The organism is Pseudomonas xantholysinigenes (assembly GCF_014268885.2).
GTDB lineage: Bacteria > Pseudomonadota > Gammaproteobacteria > Pseudomonadales > Pseudomonadaceae > Aquipseudomonas > Aquipseudomonas xantholysinigenes.
This window is the reverse complement of the sequence record NZ_CP077095.1, coordinates 4,136,047-4,158,842: the sequence shown is the minus strand read 5'-3', so window position 1 is coordinate 4,158,842 and position 22,796 is coordinate 4,136,047. Positions and strand designations below refer to the sequence as shown.

The window sequence follows — 22,796 nt, the reverse complement described above, 5'->3', positions numbered from 1 at the left end:
ATCACTCGCGCAACAGTTATCAGCGGCGGATACGGGCCTGCAGGAAGGCCAGCACGTCATTGAGCGGCAACGCCTGGGCGTCGGACTCGGTGCGGTGCTTGTACTCCAGGTTGCCTTCGGCCAGGCCACGGTCGCTGACGACGATGCGATGCGGAATGCCGATCAGCTCCATGTCGGCGAACTTGATGCCGGGGCTGGTCTTCTTGTCGCGGTCGTCCAGCAGCACTTCGTAGCCGGCGGCGGTCAGTTCGGCGTACAGCTTGTCGGTCGCCTCGCGGACCACCTCGGTTTCGTAGCGCAGCGGTACCAGGGCGATCTGGAACGGTGCCAGGGCGTCGTTCCAGATGATGCCCTTGTCATCGTGGTTCTGCTCGATGGCCGCGGCGACCACGCGGGACACGCCGATGCCGTAGCAACCCATGGACAGCACCACCGGCTTGCCGTTCTCGCCCAGCACCTGGCACTTGAGCGCCTCGCTGTACTTGGTGCCGAGCTGGAAGATGTGGCCAACCTCGATGCCGCGCTTGATCACCAGGGTGCCCTGGCCATCCGGGCTTGGGTCGCCCTCGACGACGTTGCGCAGGTCGGCGACCTGAGGAACCGGCAGGTCACGCTCCCAGTTCACGCCGAAGTAGTGCTTGTCATCGATGTTGGCGCCGATGCCGAAGTCGCTCATCAGTGCGACTGAACGGTCGATGACGCATTCCAGCGGCAGGTTCAGCGGGCCGAGGGAGCCGGCGCCGGCGCCGATGGCGGCTTGCAGTTCGGCGTCGGACGCCATCACCAGCGGATCGGCGACCTGTTCCAGCTTGGCGGCCTTGATTTCGTTCAGCTCATGGTCGCCACGGACCACCAGGGCGACCAGCTTGCCTTCTTCGGCGCCGCGCACGATCAGGGTCTTGACGGTTTTCTCGATCGGCAGGCCGAACTGCTCGACCAGTTGCGCGATGGTCTTGGCGTCGGGGGTGTCGACCAGGCGCAGTTCCTCGGTCGGCGCCGGGCGCACGGTCTCGCGTGGCATGGCCTCGGCTTTCTCGATGTTGGCGGCGTAGTCGGAGGTGTCGCTGAAGATCACATCGTCTTCGCCGGAGGAGGCGAGCACGTGGAACTCGTGGGAGTAGCTGCCGCCGATCGAGCCGGTGTCAGCCTGCACCGGACGGAAGTCCAGGCCCAGGCGGGTGAAGATATTGGAGTACGCCAGGTGCATGCGGTCGTAGGTTTCCTGCAGGGAAGCCTGGTCGGCATGGAAGGAATAGGCATCCTTCATGATGAACTCGCGGCCGCGCATCAGGCCGAAGCGCGGACGGATCTCGTCACGGAACTTGGTCTGGATCTGGTACATGTTCAGCGGCAGCTGCTTGTAGCTGGACAGCTCGTTGCGCGCCAGGTCGGTGATGACTTCTTCGTGGGTCGGGCCGACGCAGAAATCGCGCTGGTGGCGGTCCTTCAGGCGCAGCAGCTCGGGGCCGTACTGCTCCCAGCGGCCGGACTCCTGCCACAGTTCGGCGGGCTGGATGCTCGGCATCAGCACTTCGAGGGCACCGGCGGCGTTCATTTCCTCGCGGACCACTGCCTCGACCTTGCGCATCACCCGCAGGCCCATCGGCAGCCAGGTGTACAGGCCGGAAGCCAGTTTGCGGATCATGCCGGCGCGCAGCATGAGCTGGTGGCTGATGACCACTGCATCTGCCGGGGTTTCTTTCTGGGTGGCGAGCAAATATTGACTGGTGCGCATGGTGAGCCGTGTCGATTGCCTGAAATGTTGAATGACCCCGCATTGTACGGGGGCGAAACGAAAGCGTACAGGATGCCCCAGGGCGGTGCGCTTGTCAGCCATGAAAAAGCCCGGCGCTTGGCCGGGCTTCCTGTTTGCGAAGCGCTGCAAGCCAGGGCTTACAGGATGCTCAGCGGGTACTCGACGATCAGGCGCAGTTCGTCCAGCGACGGCGAGCCGTAGACGTTGTCCGAGGAGCGGTAGGTCGCCTGGCGCACGCGCAGGCTCAGGTCCTTGGCCGGGCCTTCCTGGAGCACGTACTTGATGTCGATGTCGCGTTCCCATTCCTTGCCGTTGTTGGTCACGTCGGTGTTGGCACCGGTACCACGGGCATAGCGGGTCATGAAGGTCAGGCCCGGGATGCCGAACTCGGCGAAGTTCAGGTCGTAGCGCGCCTGCCAGGATTTTTCGTCTTCGGCGTTGAAGTCGGAGCGGGCGATGGAGTTGGCGAGGAACACGGTACCGCCACCGTCGACGCCATAGCCGTACTGGCCGTCGCCGGTCACGCGCTGGTAGGCCAGGGTGAAGGTGTGGGCGCCGATGTTGTACGCGCCGGACAGGCTGAACGCACGGTTGTCGAGCTTGGTGGTGCCGTCCTTGTCGGCGCGTACCAGGCCGCGGCCATCGCTCTTGGTGTCATAGATGTTGAAGTCGAACACCAGGCCTTGCTTGTCGGAGATCGGCAGCGCCCAGTTGACGTTGGCGTAGTACTTGCGCCAGTAGTCTTCGACCTTGGAGTAGTACAGGCTGGTGGACAGGCTGTCGGTGAAGGCATAGGTGCCGCCGAACACATCGGCTTCCTTCAGGCGGAAGCTGTCGCGATTGGTCTCTTCCTGGGCGGTGAGGCTGGTGAAGCGACCGGCGTGAACGGTCAGGCCCTTGATTTCGTTGCTGGTCAGCAAGGCGCCCTGGGCAATTTCCGGCAGCAGGCGGCTGTCGTCGGTGGCGAATACTGGCAGCGCGGTGAACTGGTCGCCGACTTTCAGCACGGTATCGGAGATACGGAACTTGGCGGCGGCGCCACCCTTGGAATAGTCATCCTGGGAGCGACCGTCGGAGCCGGTGGGGAACAGGCCGGTGCCGGAGCGGCCCTTGCCGCTGTCGAGTTTCAGGCCGAGCATGCCGATGGCGTCGACGCCGACGCCGACGGTGCCCTGGGTGAAGCCGGACTCGTAGGTGCCGAGGAAGCCCAGGCCGGTTTCCTCGCGACGGCTCTGGCGGTTGCCGTCCTCGTCGCGGTCGTTGTTGCGGAAGTCACGGCTGAAATACAGCATCCGGGTCTTGACGTTGAGCTTGCTGTCTTCGAGGAAGCCCTTGGATTCATCCTGCGAAGAGGCGATAGCCATCTGCGAAGTCCCTGCCGCTACGGCCAGGGCGATCATGCTCCACTTCATCACGCGCATCGTGATTTGCTCCTTTGGTTTTTAGGAAGAGTACCGCCGCGCCCAGTGTTCTAATTATATGGGGCAGCTCTTTCTTGTTATGTCGGCGAAAATGTATATCACGCGGACTATTCTTGGCGATATGGGGCAAAACAACCTTTCGGTAACTTTACGGCCATGTCGCTGTTGGCTGTTTCCATGTCGCAAATCACGCCGTTTTTATTGGGCGTACAACGCCAGCGCTGTCTCGAAACCGTCATGAATGTATAAATACAAAGAACGGCTTGTGAAACTCCCTGGTTTATCCGATGCCGCTGTTGTTATTTGTCGCGTCCCCCTGTCTTGCAGGAGGCGTGCCGACGTGCTGTGAAGCGAATGCAACAAGCGTGCTCAAAATCACGAACGTTTGATGAAATTTTCACAAAGCCAGCGGTGGCGCCTCGGAAACCTCCGGAAACATGGGCTGCGGCCAGTCCTGGTGGCATACCGTGACAAGATGTGGCGCTTCATCGACAAGCTGCCTTCCAAGTCAAGGTGTTACCGACAACTGTTGATCCTGGCTGTTTTATGTGACGGATGTGTGGTGGTGGTTTGCAAGGCGGCTCTTTTTTGGTGCGAAAAGTAGCGCTGTGTTACCGGCGTGGGGCATCTGGAGTGTCAATGGCGTGCTGCAACAGCGAACTGCCGGCGTGGACTTTGCGTATTCGGCCATCGCGAAGCGGGGTATCCTTGCGCCCTTGTGCCCGCCTGTAGAGGTGGGCTGTGTCGTTTGTAAGGAGGTTTGCCGTGTTCACCCTCGATTCGCGCCTGCAACAGGATTCCCTGGTCCTGGGCGATCTGCCGTTGTGCCAGCTGTTGCTGAGCAAGGATGCCAACTATCCGTGGTTCATCCTGGTGCCGCGCCGCGCCGATGTCAGCGAGCTGTTCGAACTCGACGAGGCCGACCAGCGCCAGCTGTGGGAGGAAACCACCGCCCTGGCCGAGGCGTTGAAGGATGCCTTCGCCGCCGACAAGATGAACGTCGCGACGTTGGGCAACGTGGTCAGCCAGCTGCACATGCATGTGATCGTCCGTCGCCATGGCGATGCCGCCTGGCCCGCGCCGGTCTGGGGCAAGGTGCCGGCCATCGGCTACACCCAGGAACAGATCGACGGTATCCGCCAGCAAGTGCGCGCGCTGCTGGGCGAAAGCTTCAAGGAGGTTTGAGGATGTCGCAGGAGCTGGAAATGCGCATGATCGAGCTGGAGACCCGCCAGGCGTTCCAGGACGACAGCCTGCAGGCGCTCAATGACGTGGTGGTCGAGCAGAGTCGGGTGATCGACCGCCTGCAATTGCAGATGGCAGAGTTGATCAAGCGTTACGAGGAGATGGCCGGCCAGCAGGGCGGCGGGGGAGAGGAAGCGCCGCCGCCCCATTATTGAGAGCGGCGGCGAGGTGGTCAGCGGCGCGAAACCGCGACCACGTCTTCGGCCTGCAGGCCTTTGTCGCGGTGCATTACCGAGAACTCCACGCGCTGGCCTTCGACCAGGACGCGGTGGCCTTCGCCACGGATGGCGCGAAAGTGCACGAAGATATCGTCGCCCGAGTCACGGGAGATGAAACCGAAGCCCTTGGAGGTGTTGAACCACTTCACGGTCCCGGTATCGCGCTTGCCGGTGTCCTGGGTGATGCCTTGGTTTGAGCGGGCCTTTCGCGTGCCACGGACGAAACCGGCGGCCAGGTGCAAGGCAGTCGCCAAGACGGTGCAGGTCAGTGCTGGCAGGTTGCCCAGCTCCGGGCGGGCCAGCAGGGTGAGGGTCTGCAGTACCACTGCCAGCACCAGCAGGATGCTGCTGGCGCGTTGCAGTTGCTGGCGCATGTCCTTGTAGTACTGCGGCAGTACTGGGGCAAGCACCAGGTTGAGCAGCCCGAGCAGCGCCAGGTAGATGGCGTCGGGTTGTTGCAGGAAGGGTGTAGCGTCAGTTTTCAGACTGGGTATGAGCGATAGCAGCAAAGCCGCCACGCCCGTCACCAGATGGACGATCTTGAACATTGGGTTTGGCTCACGTTGATAAGGCCGATCACTGGATGAGCTGGTCGCACGGTGCGCGTGTGGTGTAGGCGCTAAAACGTGGCGGCCCAGCCTATGCACCCGGCACTGACAATCCGCACGGGTGGCACGCTGCCTATTTAACAGCAAAGGCGGGGGGTTCTCAAACCGAGGTGACGCAGTGGCCGGGTGTCGCATGCGCGCTGGCGCAACTCTTGTTACAGTGGCCGCTGCCCGCTTGCTCGCCAAGCCTTATGGAAAGGGGAACTTCATGGCAATCGATATCGGTATCAATGAAGAAGATCGCAAGTCTATCGTCGACGGGCTCTCGCGCCTGCTGTCGGATACCTACGTGCTGTATCTGAAAACCCATAACTTTCACTGGAACGTCACCGGTCCATCGTTTCGTACCCTGCACTTGATGTTCGAGGAGCAATACAACGAGCTGGCACTGGCGGTCGACTCCATCGCCGAGCGTATTCGCGCGTTGGGTTTCCCGGCGCCGGGCTCATATGCCTTCTATGCCCGGCATTCCTCGATCAAGGAGGAGGAGGGCGTGCCGCCGGCCGACGAAATGATCCGCCAATTGGTGCAAGGGCAGGAGGCGGTGGTGCGCACCGCGCGCAGCATTTTCCCGGTGGTCGACAAGGTCAGCGACGAACCGACCGCCGACTTGCTCACCCAGCGCATGCAGGTGCATGAGAAAACGGCCTGGATGCTGCGGGTTTTGCTCGACGGGAAATGATTGCCGGTTGATTTGTTTGCAGCGCCTTTGCGCCGGGCCCGACACCTGCTGTGGTGTCGGGCCTTTTCGTTTGCAGGGAAAGCTTTGCAGCTGATATCCATTTGCGTGTCGTCGCTTCATTGGGGCCATGGATACCGCTCGTCTCGGCGAGGGGGTAGTAGGGGCACGATGGAGCGCAACGATGGAACAGGCGGTAGGTGGGATCAATGGTTATGCAAGGCAAGCAGCGGGGGTGGCCAGGCCGCGCATCGACCCTTTCAAGCGGGACTTCGACATGGGCCAGGCCGGGCCGGTCTCGCGCTCGGTGCGGCTCAACGGTTTTGCCACCTGCCTGCGGTTGGAGGCCGTGTACTGGCGCATCCTCGAGCGGATCGCCGAGACCAATCGCTGCTCGGTGAGTGCATTGCTGTCGTACATCGACCGTGAGGTGCACCTGCGCCATGGTGGCGTGAGGAATTTCAGCGGGCTGGTTCGGGTCATCTGCGTGGCCTGGCTGCAAGAGGCGCCGGACGTGGATTGACCGCCGGGCGGGCTGCACAGCACTCCTTAACCATATATAATCCCGCTCTTTGCTGCCTCGAGCAGCCTGAGTTGTGGTTGACGAGAGACGCCATGCCCCTTTACGACTATCAATGTGCCGCCTGCGAACACCAGATGGAGGTGTTGCAGAAGATCAGCGCCGCACCTTTGACCGATTGCCCGGCGTGCCAGGCGCCGGCGCTGAAGAAACTGCTGTCGGTCCCCGGCTTTCGCCTGAGTGGCAATGGCTGGTACGAGACCGACTTCAAGACCGGGGCAAAAAAGAATCTGGCAGGCGGCGACAAGGCCGACTGAGTTGAATTGCACCCGCCAGGTCTTGCAGTATTAGCCCCTTGGGCGGCCAAGACCTCCACCGAACACACGAATCACGAGAAGCGAAACCACCATCATGATGCGCAGCCATTATTGCGGCCAACTGAACGAGTCCCTGGACGGCCAGGAAGTCACCCTTTGCGGTTGGGTCCATCGTCGCCGCGACCACGGCGGGGTGATCTTCCTCGACATCCGTGACCGCGAAGGCATGGCCCAGGTCGTGTTCGACCCGGATCGCGCCGAAACCTTCGCTGCCGCCGACCGCGTGCGCAGCGAATTTGTCGTGCAGATCACCGGCAAGGTACGCAAGCGCCCGGAAGGCGCGGTGAATGCCAACATGGCCTCCGGCGCCATCGAGATCCTCGGCTACCAGCTGAACGTGCTCAACGAAGCGGAAACCCCGCCGTTCCCGCTCAACGAATACTCCGACGTCGGCGAGGAAACCCGCCTGCGCTACCGCTTCATCGACCTGCGTCGTCCGGAAATGGCCGACAAGCTGCGCCTGCGTTCGCGCATCACCAGCAGCATCCGTCGCTTCCTTGATGAAAACGGCTTCCTCGACGTCGAAACGCCGATCCTCACCCGCGCCACCCCGGAAGGCGCGCGCGACTACCTGGTGCCGAGCCGCACCCACGCTGGCAGCTTCTTCGCCCTGCCGCAGTCGCCGCAGCTGTTCAAGCAGTTGCTGATGGTCGCTGGCTTCGATCGCTACTACCAGATCGCCAAGTGCTTCCGCGACGAAGACCTGCGTGCCGACCGCCAGCCGGAATTCACCCAGATCGACATCGAGACCAGCTTCCTCGACGAAGCCGAGATCATGGGCCTGACCGAAAGCATGATCCGCAAGCTGTTCAAGGAAGTGCTGGACCTGGAATTCGGTGAATTCCCGCACATGACCTTCGAAGAAGCCATGCGCCGCTACGGTTCCGACAAGCCGGACCTGCGTATTCCGCTGGAACTGGTCGACGTCGCCGACCAGCTCAAGGATGTCGACTTCAAAGTCTTCGCCGGTCCCGCCAACGATCCGAAGTGCCGCGTCACCGCCCTGCGCCTGCCAGGCGGCGCCAGCATGCCGCGCAGCAAGATCGACGAGTACACCAAGTTCGTCGGCATCTACGGTGCCAAGGGCCTGGCCTACATCAAGGTCAACGAGCGCGCCAAGGGTGTCGAAGGTCTGCAGTCGCCGATCGTCAAGAACATCCCCGAGGCCAACCTCAACAACATCCTCGATCGCGTTGGCGCGGTCGATGGCGACATCGTCTTCTTCGGTGCCGACAAGTTCAAGATCGTCAGCGAGGCCCTGGGCGCGCTGCGTATCCGCCTGGGCCACGACTTCGAGCTGCTGACCTGCGAGTGGGCGCCGATGTGGGTCGTCGACTTCCCGATGTTCGAAGAGAACGAAGACGGCAGCTTCACCGCGCTGCACCACCCGTTCACCGCGCCGAAGTGCACCCCCGAAGAGCTGGAGGCCAACCCGGCCACCGCGCTGTCGCGTGCCTACGACATGGTCCTGAACGGCACCGAGCTCGGTGGCGGTTCGATCCGTATCCACCGCAAAGAGATGCAGCAAGCGGTATTCCGCCTGCTGGGCATCGAAGCGGCGGAACAGGAAGAGAAGTTCGGCTTCCTGCTCGACGCCCTGAAGTTCGGCGCGCCGCCCCACGGTGGCCTGGCCTTCGGCCTGGACCGCCTGGTCATGCTGATGACCGGCGCGCAGTCGATTCGTGAAGTGATCGCCTTCCCGAAAACCCAGAGCGCTGCCTGTGTCATGACCCAGGCCCCGGGCATGGTCGACGCCAAGGCCCTGCGCGAGCTGCACATCCGTCTGCGCGAGCAGACCAAGGTCGAGTAATCGGCTCCGGGCGCGTCCCGGCGGATGCGCCCAGGCGCTTCGGCGCATTGTTCCCACGTTCCGCCCTTCGGGGCGGAACCTGTTTCTGTTTCAAGGATTTGGAGTCGTTATGGCCGGTCATTCCAAGTGGGCGAACATCAAGCACCGCAAAGAACGCCAGGATGCCAAGAGAGGCAAGGTCTTCACCAAGTGGATCCGCGAACTGACCGTCGCCGCCAAGCAGGGTGGGCCTGATCCGGCCTCCAACCCGCGTCTGCGCCTGGCGCTGGACAAGGCCCTCGGCGCCAACATGAGCCGCGACATCATCGATCGCGCCGTGGCCCGTGGTGCCGGCACCAATGAAAGCGACAACGTCGAAGAACTCAGCTACGAAGGCTACGGCCCGGGCGGCGTGGCGATCATGGTCGAGGCCATGACCGACAACCGCAACCGCACCGCCGCCGCCGTGCGCCATGCCTTCACCAAGTGTGGCGGCAACCTCGGCACCGACGGCTCGGTGGCCTACCTGTTCGAGCGCAAGGGGCAGATCAGCTTCGCCGCCGAGTTGCAGGTCGACGAGGATGCGCTGATGGAAGCCGCGATGGAGGCTGACGCCGACGACGTGGTGGCCAACGACGATGGCTCGTTCGAGGTGTTCACCTCGTTCAACAGCTTCTATGCCGTGCGCAATGCGCTCGAAGAAGCCGGCTTCAAGGCCTCGGACGCCGAGATCGTGATGCAGCCGACCACCAGCGCCGAGCTGGACAAGGACGGCGCGGAGAAGGTGCTCAAGCTGATCGACATGCTCGAAGACCTGGATGACGTGCAGAACGTCTACTCCAATGCGCAGATCTCGGATGAGATCATGGAAAGCCTCGGCTAAGGTGTTCTGGCGATCCATGCCGGTTCTTTGAGTTCTTCGCCGCCTGTACCGGCCCTTTCGCGGGTAAACCCGCTCCCACAGGTATCGCACCGCATTCAAAGTCGGTGCAGTACCTGTGGGAGCGGGTTTACCCGCGAAAGGGCCTGTACAATTTGCTGAGACGCATATTTTTTCGACAGGCACTATGACTCTGATTCTTGGTATCGACCCCGGCTCGCGCATCACCGGCTTCGGCGTGGTCCGCCAGACTGCCCGTGGCTGCGAGTACGTGGCCTCGGGCTGTATACGCACCGGCGGTGGCGAGCTGCACGAGCGTCTGCAGATCGTCTTTCGCGGGGTGAGCGAGATCATCCGCGAGCATGGTCCTGTGACCATGGGCATCGAACGGGTGTTCATGGCGCGCAACGCCGACTCCGCGCTCAAGCTCGGCCAGGCCCGTGGCGCGGCCATCGTCGCCGCCGCCGAGGCCGGCCTGGAAATCGCCGAATACAGTGCCAGCCAGGTCAAGCAGGCCGTGGCCGGTACCGGTGGCGCCAACAAGGAGCAGGTGATGCTGATGGTGATGCACCTGCTCAAACTGACCCAGAAACCGCAAGTCGACGCCTCGGACGCCCTGGCTATCGCCCTGTGCCATGCCCATACCCGGTCCAGCCTGATTCCCCATGGCCTGACGACGGCACGGCGGCGTGGCGGGCGCTTGCGTCTGTAGCGGCTTCATGCGCTGATACACATTTTGTCTGGGTGGCCCGTTCACCCAGCGCATTTGCTGATAGGGTGGTCCGGTTCTTGACCGGCGCCCGAGAGGAAGGATCGGAACGTGATTGGACGTTTGCGCGGCACCCTGGCGGAAAAACAGCCGCCGCACCTGATTATCGACGTCAACGGCGTGGGCTATGAGCTGGAAGTGCCGATGACGACCCTGTATCGCCTGCCCAAGGTGGGCGAGCCCGTGACCGTGCACACCCACTTGGTGGTGCGCGAAGACGCTCACCTGCTCTACGGTTTTGCCGAAAAGCGCGAGCGCGAGCTGTTTCGCGAGCTGATCCGCCTGAACGGGGTGGGGCCGAAGCTGGCGCTGGCGCTGATGTCCGGCCTGGAAGTGGACGAGCTGGTGCGTTGCGTGCAGGCCCAGGACGCTTCGGTGCTGGTGCGCGTGCCCGGCGTCGGCAAGAAAACCGCCGAGCGCCTGCTGGTCGAACTCAAGGATCGCTTCAAGGCATGGGAAACCTCGCCAGCGATGTTCACCCTGGTTTCCGACGGGCCGCTGCCAGTGGCCAGCGAGTCCTCGGCCGAGGCCGACGCGGTCAGTGCCCTGGTCTCCCTGGGCTACAAGCCACAGGAAGCGAGCAAGGCGATCGCGGCGATCAAGGACAAGGCCGGCCTGAGCAGCGAGGAGCTGATTCGTCGCAGCCTTAAAGGGATGATTGCCAAGTGATCGAAACCGACCGCCTGATCGCCGCCAGTGGCCGCGACCGTGAAGAGGTCCAGGACCGCGCGATTCGCCCGCTGCGCCTGGACGAGTACATCGGCCAGCCGGTGGTGCGCGAGCAGATGGCGCTGTTCATCCAGGCCGCGCGCGGGCGCAACGAGTCCCTTGACCACACCCTGATCTTCGGCCCACCGGGCCTGGGCAAGACCACCCTGGCCAATATCATCGCCCAGGAGATGGGCGTGTCGGTCAAGAGCACCTCGGGCCCGATCCTCGAGCGTCCGGGCGACCTGGCGGCGATGCTGACCAACCTCGAGCCCCATGACGTACTGTTCATCGACGAGATCCACCGCTTGTCGCCGGTAGTCGAAGAGGTGCTCTATCCGGCGATGGAAGACTTCCAGCTGGACATCATGATCGGCGAAGGCCCGGCCGCGCGCTCGATCAAGCTCGACCTGCCGCCTTTCACCCTGGTCGGCGCCACCACCCGTGCCGGCATGCTGACCAACCCGTTGCGTGACCGTTTCGGTATCGTCCAGCGCCTGGAGTTCTACAGCAACAAGGACCTGGCCACCATCGTCAGCCGTTCGGCCGGTATTCTCGGGCTGCCAATGGACGACAAGGGGGCCTTCGAGATCGCCCGCCGGGCGCGGGGCACGCCGCGGATCGCCAATCGCCTGCTGCGACGGGTGCGCGACTTTGCCGAGGTGCGTGGCAAGGGCGAGATCACTAAGGCGGTCGCGGACATGGCGCTTAACCTGCTGGATGTCGACGAGCGTGGCTTCGACCATTCCGACCGGCGCCTGCTGCTGACCATGATCGAGAAGTTCGACGGCGGCCCGGTGGGCCTGGACAACATTGCCGCGGCGATCGGCGAAGAGCGTCACACCATCGAGGACGTGCTCGAACCCTATCTGATCCAGCAGGGCTACATCATGCGCACCCCGCGTGGCCGCGTGGTCACCCGGCACGCCTACCTGCATTTCGGCCTGAACATCCCCGGGCGTTTCTGCGAAGGTGGGGAATATGCCGCGCAGGACGATGAATGACAGATCGAATCGGTAATTTCGTGGTCCTACCGCTGACATGCCAGACGCTCGCTGGCAATACGACATTATCGATGCAAAAACAGTTGCCGGGGCGGATTGGCAAGTACAGGAGTAAGCACTAGAGTATGCGCGCGCAAAATCGGCTGGAACCGTTCGCACACCGTTGTCGCGTCTATTACGAGGATACCGACGCCGGTGGCGTGGTGTACTACGTCAACTACCTCAAATTCATGGAGCGCGCACGTACCGAGCGGTTGCGACACCTGGGTTTCTCCCAGGCCCAGCTGGCGCAGGACAACCTGCTGTTCGTGGTCCATTCCAGCGAGGCGCGCTACCACGCGCCGGCCCGCCTGGACGACGAATTGCGGGTGACCGCGCAAGTGCTTGAATTGAATCGCGCCAGCCTGCGCTTCGTGCAGCAGGTATGGCGAGCAAAGGATGAAGTGCTGCTCTGCGAGGGGCAGTTCCTTGTGGCCGCGGTGCGCGCCGACACTTTCAAACCCCGGGCCATTCCCCCAGAACTGCGCGACGCCTTTTTGGCGGACGGCACGGGTACTCAATCGAACGCAGGAGAATAAGCGTGGAAGCAAACGTCGTCGACCATACCTCCATGTGGAGCCTGGTCGCCAATGCCAGTGTCGTGGTTCAGCTGGTAATGCTGACCCTCGTGGCAGCCTCGGTGACCTCTTGGATCATGATCTTCCAGCGCAGCACCATGCTGCGCGCCGGTCGTCGTGCACTGGACGCTTTCGAAGAGCGCTTCTGGTCGGGCATCGACCTGTCCAAGCTGTACCGCCAGGCCGGCAGCAACCCAGACCCGGATTCGGGTGTCGAGCAGGTGTTCCGTGCCGGCTTCAAAGAGTTCTCGCGCCTGCGCCAGCAGCCGGGTGTCGATCCGGACGCGGTCATGGAAGGCGTTGGCCGAGCCATGCGCGTGGCCATCTCCCGCGAGGAAGAAAAGCTCGAGCAGAGCCTGCCGTTCCTGGCCACCGTCGGCTCCACCAGCCCGTACATCGGCCTGTTCGGTACCGTGTGGGGCATCATGAACTCGTTCCGCGGCCTGGCCAGCGCCCAGCAGGCGACCCTGGCCACCGTGGCTCCGGGTATCGCCGAGGCCCTGATCGCCACCGCGATCGGCCTGTTCGCCGCGATCCCGGCCGTTATCGCCTACAACCGTTTTGCCGCGCGCAGTGAAGTGCTGATTGGTCGCTACTACACCTTCGCCGACGAGTTCCAGGCGATCCTGCACCGTAAAGTACACACCAGCGAAGAGTGATCAGGTAGAAACCCATGGCCCGAGTTCGCCACAAACGCAAGCCGGTCGCCGAGATGAACGTGGTGCCCTACATCGACGTGATGCTGGTGCTGCTGGTCATCTTCATGGTGACCGCCCCCATGCTCAACCAGGGCGTGAAGGTGGACCTGCCCAAGGTTTCCAGCGAAGCCCTGCCGCAGGACAACAACGTCCAGGTCCTGACCATCTCGATCAAGGCCGACAAGACCTACTACTGGAACCTTGGCAGCGAAGTCGACACCGACAAACAGATGGACAAGGCCATGACCTTGCCGGAAATGACCGGTGCGGTGACCAAGATCATCGCCGCCGGCCGTGACCAGGGCAAGCAGACCCAGGTCTTCATCCGTGGTGACAAGGCCGTCGACTACGGCGCGGTCATGGGCGCCATGGGCGGGTTGCAGAAGGCCGGTGTCGGTAACGTTGGCCTGATTACCGAGGCGCCCTGATGCAGCAGCGAGAGCCATCCGCCTCGGAAAGCTACTTCTGGCCCAGTGTCTGGGCCATTGGCCTGCATGTGCTGGTGTTCGGCATGCTGTTCGTCAGCTTTGCCATGACGCCCGAGCTGCCGCCGTCCAAGCCGATCGTCCAGGCCACGCTCTACCAGCTCAAGTCCAAGAGCCAGGCGACGACCCAGACCAATCAGAAGATTGCCGGGGAAGCCAAGAAGACTGCTTCGCGCCAGACCGAGGTCGAGCAGTTGGAGCAGAAGAAGGTCGAGCAGGAAGCCGTGAAGGCCGCGGAACAAAAGAAAGCCGACGCCGCTCAAAAGGCCGAGGAGGCCCGCGAGGCCGCCGAGGCGAAAAAAGCGGAAGAGGCCGCCAAGGCCGCCGAGCAGAAGAAGGCCGCCGAGGCCAAGAAAGCTGAAGAAGCGAAGAAGGCCGCTGAGAAGCAGCAGGCCGACATCGCCAAGAAAAAGGCTGAGGAAGAGGCCAAGAAGAAGGCCGACGAGGAAGCCAAGAAGCAAGCCGCGGAAGAGGCGAAGAAGAAAGCCGCCGAAGACGCGAAGAAAAAAGCAGCCGAGGACGCCAAGAAGAAAGCGGCGGCCGAGGACGCGAAGAAGAAGGCAGCTGAAGAGGCCAAGAAAAAGGCCGCGGCAGACGCCCAGAAGAAAAAGGCACAGGAAGCGGCCCGCAAGGCGGCGGAAGACAAGAAGGCGCAGGCACTGGCCGAGTTGTTGTCTGACACCACCGAGCGGCAGCAGGCGCTGGCCGACGAGCAGGGTGACCAGGTGGCCGGCGACTTCGACGACCTGATCCGCATGCGCGCGGCCGAGGGCTGGGCGCGTCCGCCATCCGCGCGCAAGGGCATGACGGTAGTTCTGCAGATCAACATGTTGCCAGACGGCACCATCACCAACGTGAGCGTGGCCAAGTCCAGTGGCGACGGTCCGTTCGACAGCTCGGCCGTGGCCGCGGTGAAGAACATTGGTCGGTTGACCGAGATGCAGGGCTTGAAGCCGAACGAATTCAATCCGTATCGTTCATTCAAGATGACATTTACACCTGAGGATCTAGCGTTGTGATTAAACGTCTGAGAGGACTCCTGGTCTTGCTCTGCTGCGTGGCAGGCCTGGCTGTGGCAGAGGAAAAGAACATCCTGGTCACCAGCGGTAGCGACCGGGCCACCCCCATCGCGGTAGTGCCGTTCGGCCTGCAGGGTGGTAGCGTGCTGCCCGAGGACATGGCCGACATCATCGGCAATGACCTGCGCAACTCCGGCTACTACTCGCCGATCCCGCGGCAGAACATGATCAGCCTGCCGACCCAGGCCAGCGAAGTGATCTTCCGTGACTGGAAAGCGCTGGGCGCGCAGTACGTCATGGTCGGCAGCATCGTGCCGTCCGGTGGCCGCCTGCAGGTGCAGTACGCACTGTTCAACGTCGCCACCGAGCAGCAGGTGCTGACCGGCAGCGTGGCCGGCGGCGTCGACCAGTTGCGCGACATGGCGCACTACATTGCCGACCAGTCGTTTGAGAAGCTCACCGGTATCAAGGGTGCGTTCTCTACGCGCATGCTGTACGTGACCGCCGAGCGCTTCTCCACCAACAACACCCGCTACACCCTGCAGCGTTCTGACTACGACGGTGCCCGCGCGGTGACCCTGCTGCAATCGCGCGAGCCGATCCTGTCGCCGCGCTTCGCGCCGGATGGCAAGCGCATTGCCTATGTGTCGTTCGAGCAGAAGCGTCCGCGCATCTTCGTCCAGCACATCGACACCGGTCGCCGCGAGCAGATCACCAACTTCGAAGGCCTGAACGGCGCGCCGGCCTGGTCGCCCGACGGTACTCGCCTGGCGTTCGTGCTGTCCAAGGACGGCAACCCGGACATCTACGTGATGAACGTGGCCTCGCGCCAGATCAACCGTGTCACCGCCGGCCCGGGCATCAATACCGAGCCGTTCTGGGGCAAGGATGGCAACACCCTGTACTTCACCTCCGACCGTGGCGGCAAGCCGCAGATCTATAAACAGTCGATTGGTGGCGGTGGCGCCGAGCGCGTGACCTTCGTTGGCAACTACAACGCCAACCCGAAACTGTCGGCGGACGAAAAGACCCTGGTGATGATCCATCGCCAGCAGGGCTTCACCAACTTCAAGGTGGCTGCCCAGGACCTGCAACGCGGAAGTGTAAAGATTCTCTCCGAGACCAGTCTTGATGAGTCTCCCACTGTTGCGCCAAACGGCACCATGCTAATCTACGCCACCCGCCAGCAGGGCCGGGGAGTCTTGATGCTCGTGTCGCTTAACGGCCGTGTGAGGCTCCCACTTCCTACCGCTCAAGGCGAAGTCAGAGAACCGTCCTGGTCCCCTTACCTGAACTGATTGCGGCGTAATATTTTTGCTTAACACACTGGGGTTTCATTAGGAGTTTCACGATGGAAATGCTGAAGTTTGGTAAATTCGCTGCGCTGGCTCTGGCCATGGCTGTAGCTGTAGGTTGCTCCTCGAAAGGCGGTGACAACGCTGGTGAAGGCGCTGTTGACCCGAACGCTGGCTACGGTGCCAACACTGGCGCTGTCGACGGCTCCCTGAGCGAAGAAGCCGCCCTGCGCGCAATCACCACCTTCTACTTCGAATACGACAGCTCGGATCTGAAGCCAGAAGCCATGCGCGCCCTGGACGTTCACGCCAAGGACCTGAAGTCCAACGGCAACCGTGTTGTCCTGGAAGGCAACACCGACGAGCGCGGCACCCGCGAGTACAACATGGCTCTGGGTGAGCGTCGTGCCAAGGCCGTTCAACGCTACCTGGTTCTGCAGGGCGTTTCCCCAGCTCAGCTGGAACTGGTTTCCTACGGCGAAGAGCGTCCAGTTGCCACCGGCAACGACGAGCAGTCCTGGGCTCAGAACCGTCGCGTAGAACTGCGTAAGTAAGTTCTCATGCGTATGTGCCGTCGTGCTGTAACCGTCCTCGCACTCAGCCTGCCCCTCTCGGCGTGGGCTGCGGTTCCCGTAGTAGATGACAACGCCGGTGGTTATCCACCTGCGGGTTATGGCACGAGCGGCGCCTATGCCGGAGCAGGGGCTTCGGCCCCTGCTTCTGCAAACGGCCAGCTGTTCATGCAGCTGCAGCAGATGCAGGACCAGATTTCCCGCCAGCAAGGCATCATCGAAGAGCTGCAAAACGATGTGTCGCGCATGAAGCAGGAAAACCTCGAGCGCTACCAGGACCTCGACCGCCGCATTGGCAGCGGTGCCGCGCCTGCCGCGACTCCAGACAATTCTTCCACCGGTGGTGCGAGCAACGCAGCCACGGGTGCCGCTGCCGGCGCCAGCGCCGCGCAGCCTCCGGCCGCGAACAGCGAGCCGGGTGATCCGGCGAAAGAAAAGCTGTATTACGACGCCGCTTTCGACCTGATCAAGCAGAAGGACTTCGACAAGGCCAGCCAGGCGTTCAACGCCTTCCTGCGCAAGTACCCCAACAGCCAGTATGCCGGCAACGCCCAGTACTGGCTGGGCGAGGTCAACCTGGCCAAGGGCGACCTCGCCGGTGCCGGCCAGGCCTTCGCCAAGGTCAGCCAGCTGTATCCGCAGCACAGCAAGGTGCCGGATTCGCTGTACAAGCTGGCCGACGTCGAGCGCCGCCAAGGCCACACCGACAAGGTCAAGGGCATCCTGCAACAGGTCATCACCCAGTACCCCGGCACCTCCGCCGCGCAGCTGGCGCAACGCGACCTGCAGAAGCTCTGAAACTTGCCATTCGAAAGAAACCCGCGCTTGTCGCGGGTTTTTTCGTTAGAATCACCGACCTTTTTTCGTAAACACGCTGCCGCGGATAACGCCATGTCGAGTCCGCGACAGTGCCTGACGGAGGCGGACAGCCTGTTCAGCTGTCACGCCCGTGGCGATCATGCAAGACACATTACGCATCACCGAAGTGTTTTACTCGTTGCAGGGTGAAACGCGAACGGCCGGGCTGCCCACGGTTTTCGTGCGCCTGACCGGTTGCCCCCTGCGCTGCCAATACTGCGACAGTGCCTACGCCTTCAGCGGCGGCACCTTGCGCACCCTCGACTCGCTGCTCGAACAGGTGGCCGGCTTCAAGCCGCGTTACGTCTGTGTCACCGGCGGTGAACCGCTGGCCCAGCCCAACGCCTTGCCCTTGCTGCGCAGGCTGTGCGATGCCGGGTATGAAGTGTCGCTGGAAACCAGCGGCGCCCTGGATATCAGCGGCACCGACATTCGCGTGAGCCGCGTGGTCGACCTCAAGACCCCGGGCTCCGAGGAATCGCACCGCAACCGCTACGAGAACATCGAGCTGCTGACCCGCAACGACCAGGTCAAGTTCGTCATCTGTTCCCGCGAAGACTACGATTGGGCGGTTTCCAAGCTGATCCAGTACAACCTGGCGGAGCGCGCCGGCGAGGTGCTGTTCTCGCCGAGCCACCACCAGGTCAAGGCCAGTGACCTGGCCGACTGGATCGTTGCAGACAACTTGCCCGTGCGCTTCCAACTGCAGTTGCACAAGCTGCTGTGGAACGACGAACCCGGACGCTGAGGAAAAAGACATGACTGATAAACGTGCGGTAATCCTGCTGTCTGGTGGTCTCGACTCGGCCACCGTGGTGGCCATGGCCAAGGCTGACGGCTACCAGTGCTATACCATGAGTTTCGACTACGGCCAGCGTCATCGCGCCGAGCTCAACGCCGCGGCGCGGGTGGCTCGTGATCTGGGTGTGGTCGAGCACAAGGTGATCGGTTTGAACCTGGACGGCATTGGCGGTTCGGCCCTGACCGATAGCAGCATCGATGTGCCGGAAGCGCCGAGCGAAGGTATCCCGGTGACTTATGTGCCGGCGCGTAACACGGTGTTCCTGTCCCTGGCCCTGGGGTGGGCAGAGGTGCTCGAGGCCCGCGATATCTTCATCGGCGTCAACGCCGTGGACTACTCCGGCTACCCAGATTGCCGCCCCGAGTTTGTCGAGGCCTTCGAGCGCATGGCCAACCTGGCCACCAAGGCCGGTGTCGAAGGGCAGGGTTTCCGTATCCAGGCGCCGCTGCAGAACCTGAGCAAGGCGCAGATCGTCCAGGCCGGCATGGCCCGTGGTGTGGATTACAGCCTGACCGTTTCCTGCTACCAGGCTGATGATGATGGCCGTGCCTGCGGCAAGTGTGACAGCTGCCGCCTGCGCGCCGACGGCTTCAAGGCCGCCGGGGTAGCGGATCCGACTCGATATTTTTGAAAAAATTTCGATGGGGTGTTGATTTCCTCTGAGAAATCAGTAATATACGCGCCATCCAACGGGTCGTTAGCTCAGTTGGTAGAGCAGTTGGCTTTTAACCAATTGGTCGTAGGTTCGAATCCTACACGACCCACCATATGCAGTAAGAAAAAGCCCGCCTCCGGCAACGGAGGCGGGCTTTTTCGTTTATGCCGAGAACGTTCGAGGTTCCTCGACGTAAGCGCCAGCAGTGGCGCGACTACTTGTAGAAAATATTCAAGGTCGTGCCTGCGTTGAATTCGCCAAATGTCGGCTTCGCAGTCATCCACTTCAAGCGCGCCAGGAAACTGTGCGAGTTGGTGGTCGAGGTGGTCTTGGGTGTCAGGATGAACTCTTTCTTGAAGTACAGCGCCCGCTGGTCATCGTCGTTGATCAGGCTGATGCCCACCGATTTGTTGTCGTTCGGAATCAGGGTGTCCTGGGCCGTGTTCAAGGTCGCCGTCAATGGCTCCAGATAGCCGCCTAGGCCATAGGCCGCCTGGCAGGTGCGCTGTTCGGTGATGGTGAATGGCACTTCCTTGATGGTCGCCCCCAGTACTGCCGCCGAAGTACGGATCGCGCCAAAGTTGATGATGTTCGGCTGGATGCTGATCGAGGATTCGCACGGCAGGTAGCGAAACTTGTTCAGGCCAGTGGCGGTGACGTTGTAACTCACCCCGGGGCGCACCCCGCCAACTCCGTCGAACTGGAATGCCCGGTAGTTCGCCAGCGGTGTCATAGGCCCTTCCTTGTTATCGCCGGCCGGTGACTTCTTGACGAAGAACAGCGCGTAGGTCATGGACTTGCTTTCTTTCTTCCAGCCACAGTTGTCGTTGGCCGGGCAGCCATTGACGAACCAACCGATATCCAGTTTGCCGCCAGGCAGTGAGGAGTACAGGTAGTCTTTGCCTTCGTAGGTGACGCCGATTTCGATGTCTTTACCTAGGCTGACCCTGTCGGGGTTCATGTAGAAATAGATGTTTTCACCCGGTCGGTCCTGGATGTCGACCCAGCATTCGACATTGATGCGTTGCGTTGGCTGGCGCCAGAGTACCGTGCCTGCGGGCAATGAGTTGGGCACGGCGGCAGTGTCAGTGATGGCCGTGGTGTCGTTGATCAGTGAGGTGCCCGATTTCTGGCATTTCAGCGCGTAGCTGTTCGGGATGAACAGAAAAAATACAAACCCAATAAGCAATAGTTGTCTGCTGAACATGGCAAGGCCTTCCGGGGTGATCAGAACTTAAGGGTGCTTTGACGTGGATGGGGCAGCCCGGCGTCGCTGATATAGGCGTAGGCCACCTGGCCCGCGGGTTTGTCGCAGCCGTTGGCGGGCAACGAATAGGTCGAGAACGGGGCGATCATCAGGTGATCGATGACCTGGCCGCAGGCGGCACCCGAGCGATCGCGCAAACCGACTTCGGTCAGCGTCAGGTAATAGGGCGAATCGTTGCGCGCTTCATAGCCGCCGTCCGAGCTGTTCGACCATTGCAACTGGTTGACGGCATCCTCGATCGAGCCGGGTAATTCAGGCCGGTAGAACAGCTTGAGGTTGTGTTGCAGGGCGAGTGCCACGGCATTGCTGTCATCGGCTTTTTTCGGCACTTGCAGCACCTTGAGCATCAGGAATGACTCGCGATCACTGGGTAAGCCCAGGCCTTGGTAGAGGACGCCGGTTGATGCCCTACCGTTGGCGGGGATCAGCAACAGCGGCTTGGTCACCGCCATGGGCAGAGGGCTTGTGTGGTGCTTGTCGCCCCAGTCGAGTTTGACTTGTACCAGTGCGGGCTCGTCGCTCTGGTTGACGATGATCACCGGCAACTGCTTTTGCGATCCTTCGAAGATGAACCGGGTGAAGCCATCGAAGGTGATATCGGCCCGTGCCGGTGAGCAGACGATCATCACCAGGATGAGGGCAGCCCAGGCCATGAGCCGGCGAGCGACGGGGCGGATGAGGGGAGAGGTTGTCATCCTTCGATTCTGGCGGGGCCTGCGCAGGCCCTGAATCAGACGATTCTTACATTGCCTCGGCGGTAAGCAGAGGCGCAATCGATCATTGCAAACAACGCAGCCGACAAGTCGGGATTGTTCTTCTAAGGTGTATCAATCAGCAGGGCTGAAAGGATTCACACATGGACGTGTGCCTTGATTCAGGACAGGGGTGCCCGCGCAAGGGGGCTGCGCGCCCAGGCCCAGCGGGCCGTCGGGCGGCAGCCATGCGCCCGGTTTCAGCGCGCCGCGTAGGCCGCCTTGAAGTCCGGCGCGGTCCAGCCATGGAGGTCGTACTCGGCCATGCATTGCTCGGCCAGGGCGCGCATTTGCTCGGTGCGTCCCGAATGGCTGGCGATGTGCAGGGTGTCGAGACGGCTCTTCTCGTAGCTGCCGGAGTAGTTGACCTCGTACAGTTCATGGCGCGAACCGAACTCGGTGCCGATCGCATCCCACAGCAGCTTGAGGGTCTTGGCCCGTTCCTCGGCGTCGATGCCGTTGGAGCCACGGGCGTACTGGTCGAGGAACGGCCGCACCTCGGGGTTGAGGAAGTCCTTGGCGTGGGACGGCAGGTAAATCAGGCCGCTGGCCACGGTCTTGCGGATCAGGTTGATCACCCGGCTGTAGGCATCGCCAGCAGTGGCGCGATAGGCCAGGGCCGACTCCAGATTCGGCAGCAGGAACTCCTCGTTCCAGCTCTCGGTGCGGTAGGCCATCGAGTCGGACAGGCCCCAGAGCATGTGGCGCAAGGCGATCGCTTCGCCCACCGCGCCCTGCACACCCTGGAAGTCACGGGTGCCGCAGATCTCCACGGCCTTGAGGAACAAGCCGCAGATGAAGTCCATCTTCACCGCCAGGCGGGTGCAGCCGTGCATCAGGGTGCGGCCAAAGAAACCGGACTTCTGGATGAAGCTGTTGGACATCTCCACGCCATACATGAACACGTCCTGCCACGGCACGAAGGCGCGGTCGAACACCAGGATGCAGTCGTTCTCGTCCATGCGGCTGGACAACGGGTAGTCGAACGGGCTGCCGTTCTTGCTCGCGGCCTGCTCGTAGGAGGTCCGGCAGATCAACTTCACGCCCTTGGCGCCGGTGGGGATCATGAAGATCGGCGAGTATTTCTTGTCCTGGTACATCACGTTGTAGTGGGCAACGAAGGTGTACTGGGTCAGCGCCGCGCCGGTGGCCACCACCTTGGCGCCGCTGATGTAGAGGCCGTCGGCGGTTTCCTCGACGACCCGCACGAACACGTTGGAGGTGTTCGGGTCCTGGTTGCGATCCACGGGCGGGTTGACTACGGCGTGGTTGATGAAGGGCAGGCGCTCGCGGCTGTAGTTGTACCAGCGGGTGGCGTTCTCGGCGTATTCGCCATACAGGTCGCGGTTGGGGCCGAAGGTGCCGATCCAGGCGCCCTTGAAGTCCGGGGTACGGCCCATCCAGCCATAGCTCAGGCGGGCGGTCTCGGCGATCGCGTCGCGGGCGGCTACTTGTTCCTCGACCGTGCGCGGCGCCTGGAAGAAGCGGTGGCAGCGCAGCCCCGGAGCGCCGTCGATCTCGATGGTGAGCTTGTCGCGCAGCGCCGGGTCATGCAGCGCGTCGTAGAACCGCGCATTCATCAATGCCGCATTGCGAAACGCCGGGTGCTCGGTGACATCCTCGACCCGCTCGCCGTTGATCCATACCTCACGTCCGTCCCTCAGGCTTTCCAGGTATTCCTGGGAGGTTTGCAGGCCCCTGCGTTGTTGAGAGAAACCAGTACGATCCATCATCAGTCTGCTCCGTGTCCGTGAATTCGCGCATCTTGATTGCCCATTGGGGCGGCGCGCTGTTGTGGTGAA

Annotated in this window: 25 protein-coding genes and 1 tRNA gene; 20 read left to right on the top strand and 6 right to left on the bottom strand. The window is 62.2% G+C overall.

Annotation, left to right across the window (positions count from 1 at the left end; all coding sequences use genetic code 11):
* Nucleotides 1-19: 19 nt before the first annotated feature.
* Nucleotides 20-1,735, bottom strand: a complete 1,716-nt coding sequence (locus tag HU772_RS18480; RefSeq protein ID WP_186662374.1) for a proline--tRNA ligase — start codon at nucleotides 1,733-1,735, stop codon at nucleotides 20-22.
* A 158-nt stretch (nucleotides 1,736-1,893) separates the two neighbouring features.
* Complete coding sequence (locus HU772_RS18475; protein ID WP_186662375.1) at nucleotides 1,894-3,177, bottom strand: OprD family porin; 1,284 nt, start codon at nucleotides 3,175-3,177, stop codon at nucleotides 1,894-1,896.
* Between the two features lie 765 nt (nucleotides 3,178-3,942).
* Here HU772_RS18475 and HU772_RS18470 point away from each other — a divergent pair.
* Both HU772_RS18470 and HU772_RS18465 read left to right on the top strand, forming a co-directional pair.
* Nucleotides 3,943-4,362 carry an HIT family protein gene (locus HU772_RS18470; protein WP_186662376.1) on the top strand — a complete coding sequence of 140 codons (420 nt, stop codon included), beginning with the start codon at nucleotides 3,943-3,945 and terminating at the stop codon, nucleotides 4,360-4,362.
* Nucleotides 4,363-4,364: 2 nt separating this feature from the next.
* Nucleotides 4,365-4,577: a SlyX family protein gene (locus HU772_RS18465; protein WP_225923052.1), complete on the top strand. Its 213-nt coding sequence runs from the start codon at nucleotides 4,365-4,367 to the stop codon at nucleotides 4,575-4,577.
* A gap of 17 nt (nucleotides 4,578-4,594) precedes the next feature.
* On the opposite strand, the gene HU772_RS25105 is transcribed toward HU772_RS18465, so the two are convergent.
* The gene (locus HU772_RS25105; RefSeq protein WP_186662377.1) at nucleotides 4,595-5,188 is read right to left on the bottom strand and encodes a cold-shock protein; all 594 of its coding nucleotides are present in this window, start codon (nucleotides 5,186-5,188) and stop codon (nucleotides 4,595-4,597) included.
* Nucleotides 5,189-5,456: 268 nt separating this feature from the next.
* Between HU772_RS25105 and HU772_RS18455 the strand changes: the two genes are divergently transcribed.
* From HU772_RS18455 to HU772_RS18370, 18 genes are all read left to right on the top strand, one after another.
* A complete protein-coding gene (locus HU772_RS18455; RefSeq protein ID WP_132846486.1) occupies nucleotides 5,457-5,930 on the top strand; it encodes a Dps family protein in 474 nt (157 codons plus the stop codon).
* Nucleotides 5,931-6,204: 274 nt separating this feature from the next.
* On the top strand, nucleotides 6,205-6,450 hold the full coding sequence (locus tag HU772_RS18450; RefSeq protein WP_437182447.1) for a ribbon-helix-helix domain-containing protein: 246 nt from the start codon (nucleotides 6,205-6,207) through the stop codon (nucleotides 6,448-6,450).
* A gap of 92 nt (nucleotides 6,451-6,542) precedes the next feature.
* Nucleotides 6,543-6,764: an FmdB family zinc ribbon protein gene (locus HU772_RS18445; protein WP_186662379.1), complete on the top strand. Its 222-nt coding sequence runs from the start codon at nucleotides 6,543-6,545 to the stop codon at nucleotides 6,762-6,764.
* A 94-nt stretch (nucleotides 6,765-6,858) separates the two neighbouring features.
* The gene (gene aspS / locus HU772_RS18440; protein WP_186662380.1) at nucleotides 6,859-8,634 is read left to right on the top strand and encodes an aspartate--tRNA ligase; all 1,776 of its coding nucleotides are present in this window, start codon (nucleotides 6,859-6,861) and stop codon (nucleotides 8,632-8,634) included.
* Between the two features lie 109 nt (nucleotides 8,635-8,743).
* Entirely contained in the window at nucleotides 8,744-9,496 is a 753-nt protein-coding gene (locus HU772_RS18435) for a YebC/PmpR family DNA-binding transcriptional regulator (RefSeq protein ID WP_186662381.1), read from the top strand.
* 184 nt (nucleotides 9,497-9,680) lie between these two features.
* Nucleotides 9,681-10,205 (top strand): crossover junction endodeoxyribonuclease RuvC, encoded by a 525-nt coding sequence (ruvC, locus tag HU772_RS18430; RefSeq protein WP_186662382.1) that lies wholly within the window; start codon nucleotides 9,681-9,683, stop codon nucleotides 10,203-10,205.
* A 108-nt stretch (nucleotides 10,206-10,313) separates the two neighbouring features.
* On the top strand, nucleotides 10,314-10,931 hold the full coding sequence (gene ruvA / locus HU772_RS18425; RefSeq protein WP_011535159.1) for a Holliday junction branch migration protein RuvA: 618 nt from the start codon (nucleotides 10,314-10,316) through the stop codon (nucleotides 10,929-10,931).
* Nucleotides 10,928-11,974: a Holliday junction branch migration DNA helicase RuvB gene (gene ruvB, locus HU772_RS18420; protein ID WP_011535158.1), complete on the top strand. Its 1,047-nt coding sequence runs from the start codon at nucleotides 10,928-10,930 to the stop codon at nucleotides 11,972-11,974. The genes ruvA and ruvB overlap by 4 nt, the downstream gene beginning before the upstream one ends.
* Before the next feature lie 125 nt (nucleotides 11,975-12,099).
* On the top strand, nucleotides 12,100-12,552 hold the full coding sequence (ybgC, locus tag HU772_RS18415) for a tol-pal system-associated acyl-CoA thioesterase (protein WP_134689421.1): 453 nt from the start codon (nucleotides 12,100-12,102) through the stop codon (nucleotides 12,550-12,552).
* A 2-nt stretch (nucleotides 12,553-12,554) separates the two neighbouring features.
* Entirely contained in the window at nucleotides 12,555-13,250 is a 696-nt protein-coding gene (gene tolQ / locus HU772_RS18410) for a protein TolQ (RefSeq protein ID WP_023628695.1), read from the top strand.
* Between the two features lie 14 nt (nucleotides 13,251-13,264).
* Nucleotides 13,265-13,717, top strand: coding sequence for a protein TolR (gene tolR / locus HU772_RS18405; protein ID WP_011535155.1), 453 nt, complete (start codon nucleotides 13,265-13,267; stop codon nucleotides 13,715-13,717).
* The gene (tolA, locus tag HU772_RS18400; RefSeq protein ID WP_186662383.1) at nucleotides 13,717-14,793 is read left to right on the top strand and encodes a cell envelope integrity protein TolA; all 1,077 of its coding nucleotides are present in this window, start codon (nucleotides 13,717-13,719) and stop codon (nucleotides 14,791-14,793) included. The genes tolR and tolA overlap by 1 nt, the downstream gene beginning before the upstream one ends.
* Nucleotides 14,790-16,091 carry a Tol-Pal system beta propeller repeat protein TolB gene (gene tolB, locus HU772_RS18395; protein WP_186662384.1) on the top strand — a complete coding sequence of 434 codons (1,302 nt, stop codon included), beginning with the start codon at nucleotides 14,790-14,792 and terminating at the stop codon, nucleotides 16,089-16,091. Before tolA ends, tolB begins: the two co-directional genes overlap by 4 nt.
* Nucleotides 16,092-16,144: 53 nt before the next feature.
* On the top strand, nucleotides 16,145-16,642 hold the full coding sequence (pal, locus tag HU772_RS18390) for a peptidoglycan-associated lipoprotein Pal (protein ID WP_008090230.1): 498 nt from the start codon (nucleotides 16,145-16,147) through the stop codon (nucleotides 16,640-16,642).
* 6 nt (nucleotides 16,643-16,648) lie between these two features.
* Nucleotides 16,649-17,458, top strand: a complete 810-nt coding sequence (gene ybgF, locus HU772_RS18385; protein ID WP_186662385.1) for a tol-pal system protein YbgF — start codon at nucleotides 16,649-16,651, stop codon at nucleotides 17,456-17,458.
* A 160-nt stretch (nucleotides 17,459-17,618) separates the two neighbouring features.
* Nucleotides 17,619-18,266, top strand: coding sequence for a 7-carboxy-7-deazaguanine synthase QueE (gene queE / locus HU772_RS18380; protein ID WP_186662386.1), 648 nt, complete (start codon nucleotides 17,619-17,621; stop codon nucleotides 18,264-18,266).
* Between the two features lie 10 nt (nucleotides 18,267-18,276).
* A complete protein-coding gene (gene queC / locus HU772_RS18375; RefSeq protein ID WP_186662387.1) occupies nucleotides 18,277-18,951 on the top strand; it encodes a 7-cyano-7-deazaguanine synthase QueC in 675 nt (224 codons plus the stop codon).
* Between the two features lie 60 nt (nucleotides 18,952-19,011).
* Nucleotides 19,012-19,087 (top strand) — tRNA-Lys (locus HU772_RS18370).
* A 102-nt stretch (nucleotides 19,088-19,189) separates the two neighbouring features.
* Here the strand turns inward: HU772_RS18370 and HU772_RS18365 are convergent.
* The 3 genes from HU772_RS18365 to HU772_RS18355 all read right to left on the bottom strand — a co-directional run bounded on the left by HU772_RS18365 (nucleotide 19,190) and on the right by HU772_RS18355 (nucleotide 22,727).
* A complete protein-coding gene (locus tag HU772_RS18365) occupies nucleotides 19,190-20,182 on the bottom strand; it encodes a fimbrial protein (protein WP_186662388.1) in 993 nt (330 codons plus the stop codon).
* Nucleotides 20,183-20,202: 20 nt separating this feature from the next.
* Entirely contained in the window at nucleotides 20,203-20,937 is a 735-nt protein-coding gene (locus HU772_RS18360) for a fimbrial biogenesis chaperone (RefSeq protein WP_186662389.1), read from the bottom strand.
* 257 nt (nucleotides 20,938-21,194) lie between these two features.
* Complete coding sequence (locus HU772_RS18355; RefSeq protein ID WP_186662390.1) at nucleotides 21,195-22,727, bottom strand: 4-hydroxyphenylacetate 3-hydroxylase family protein; 1,533 nt, start codon at nucleotides 22,725-22,727, stop codon at nucleotides 21,195-21,197.
* Nucleotides 22,728-22,796 lie beyond the last annotated feature (69 nt).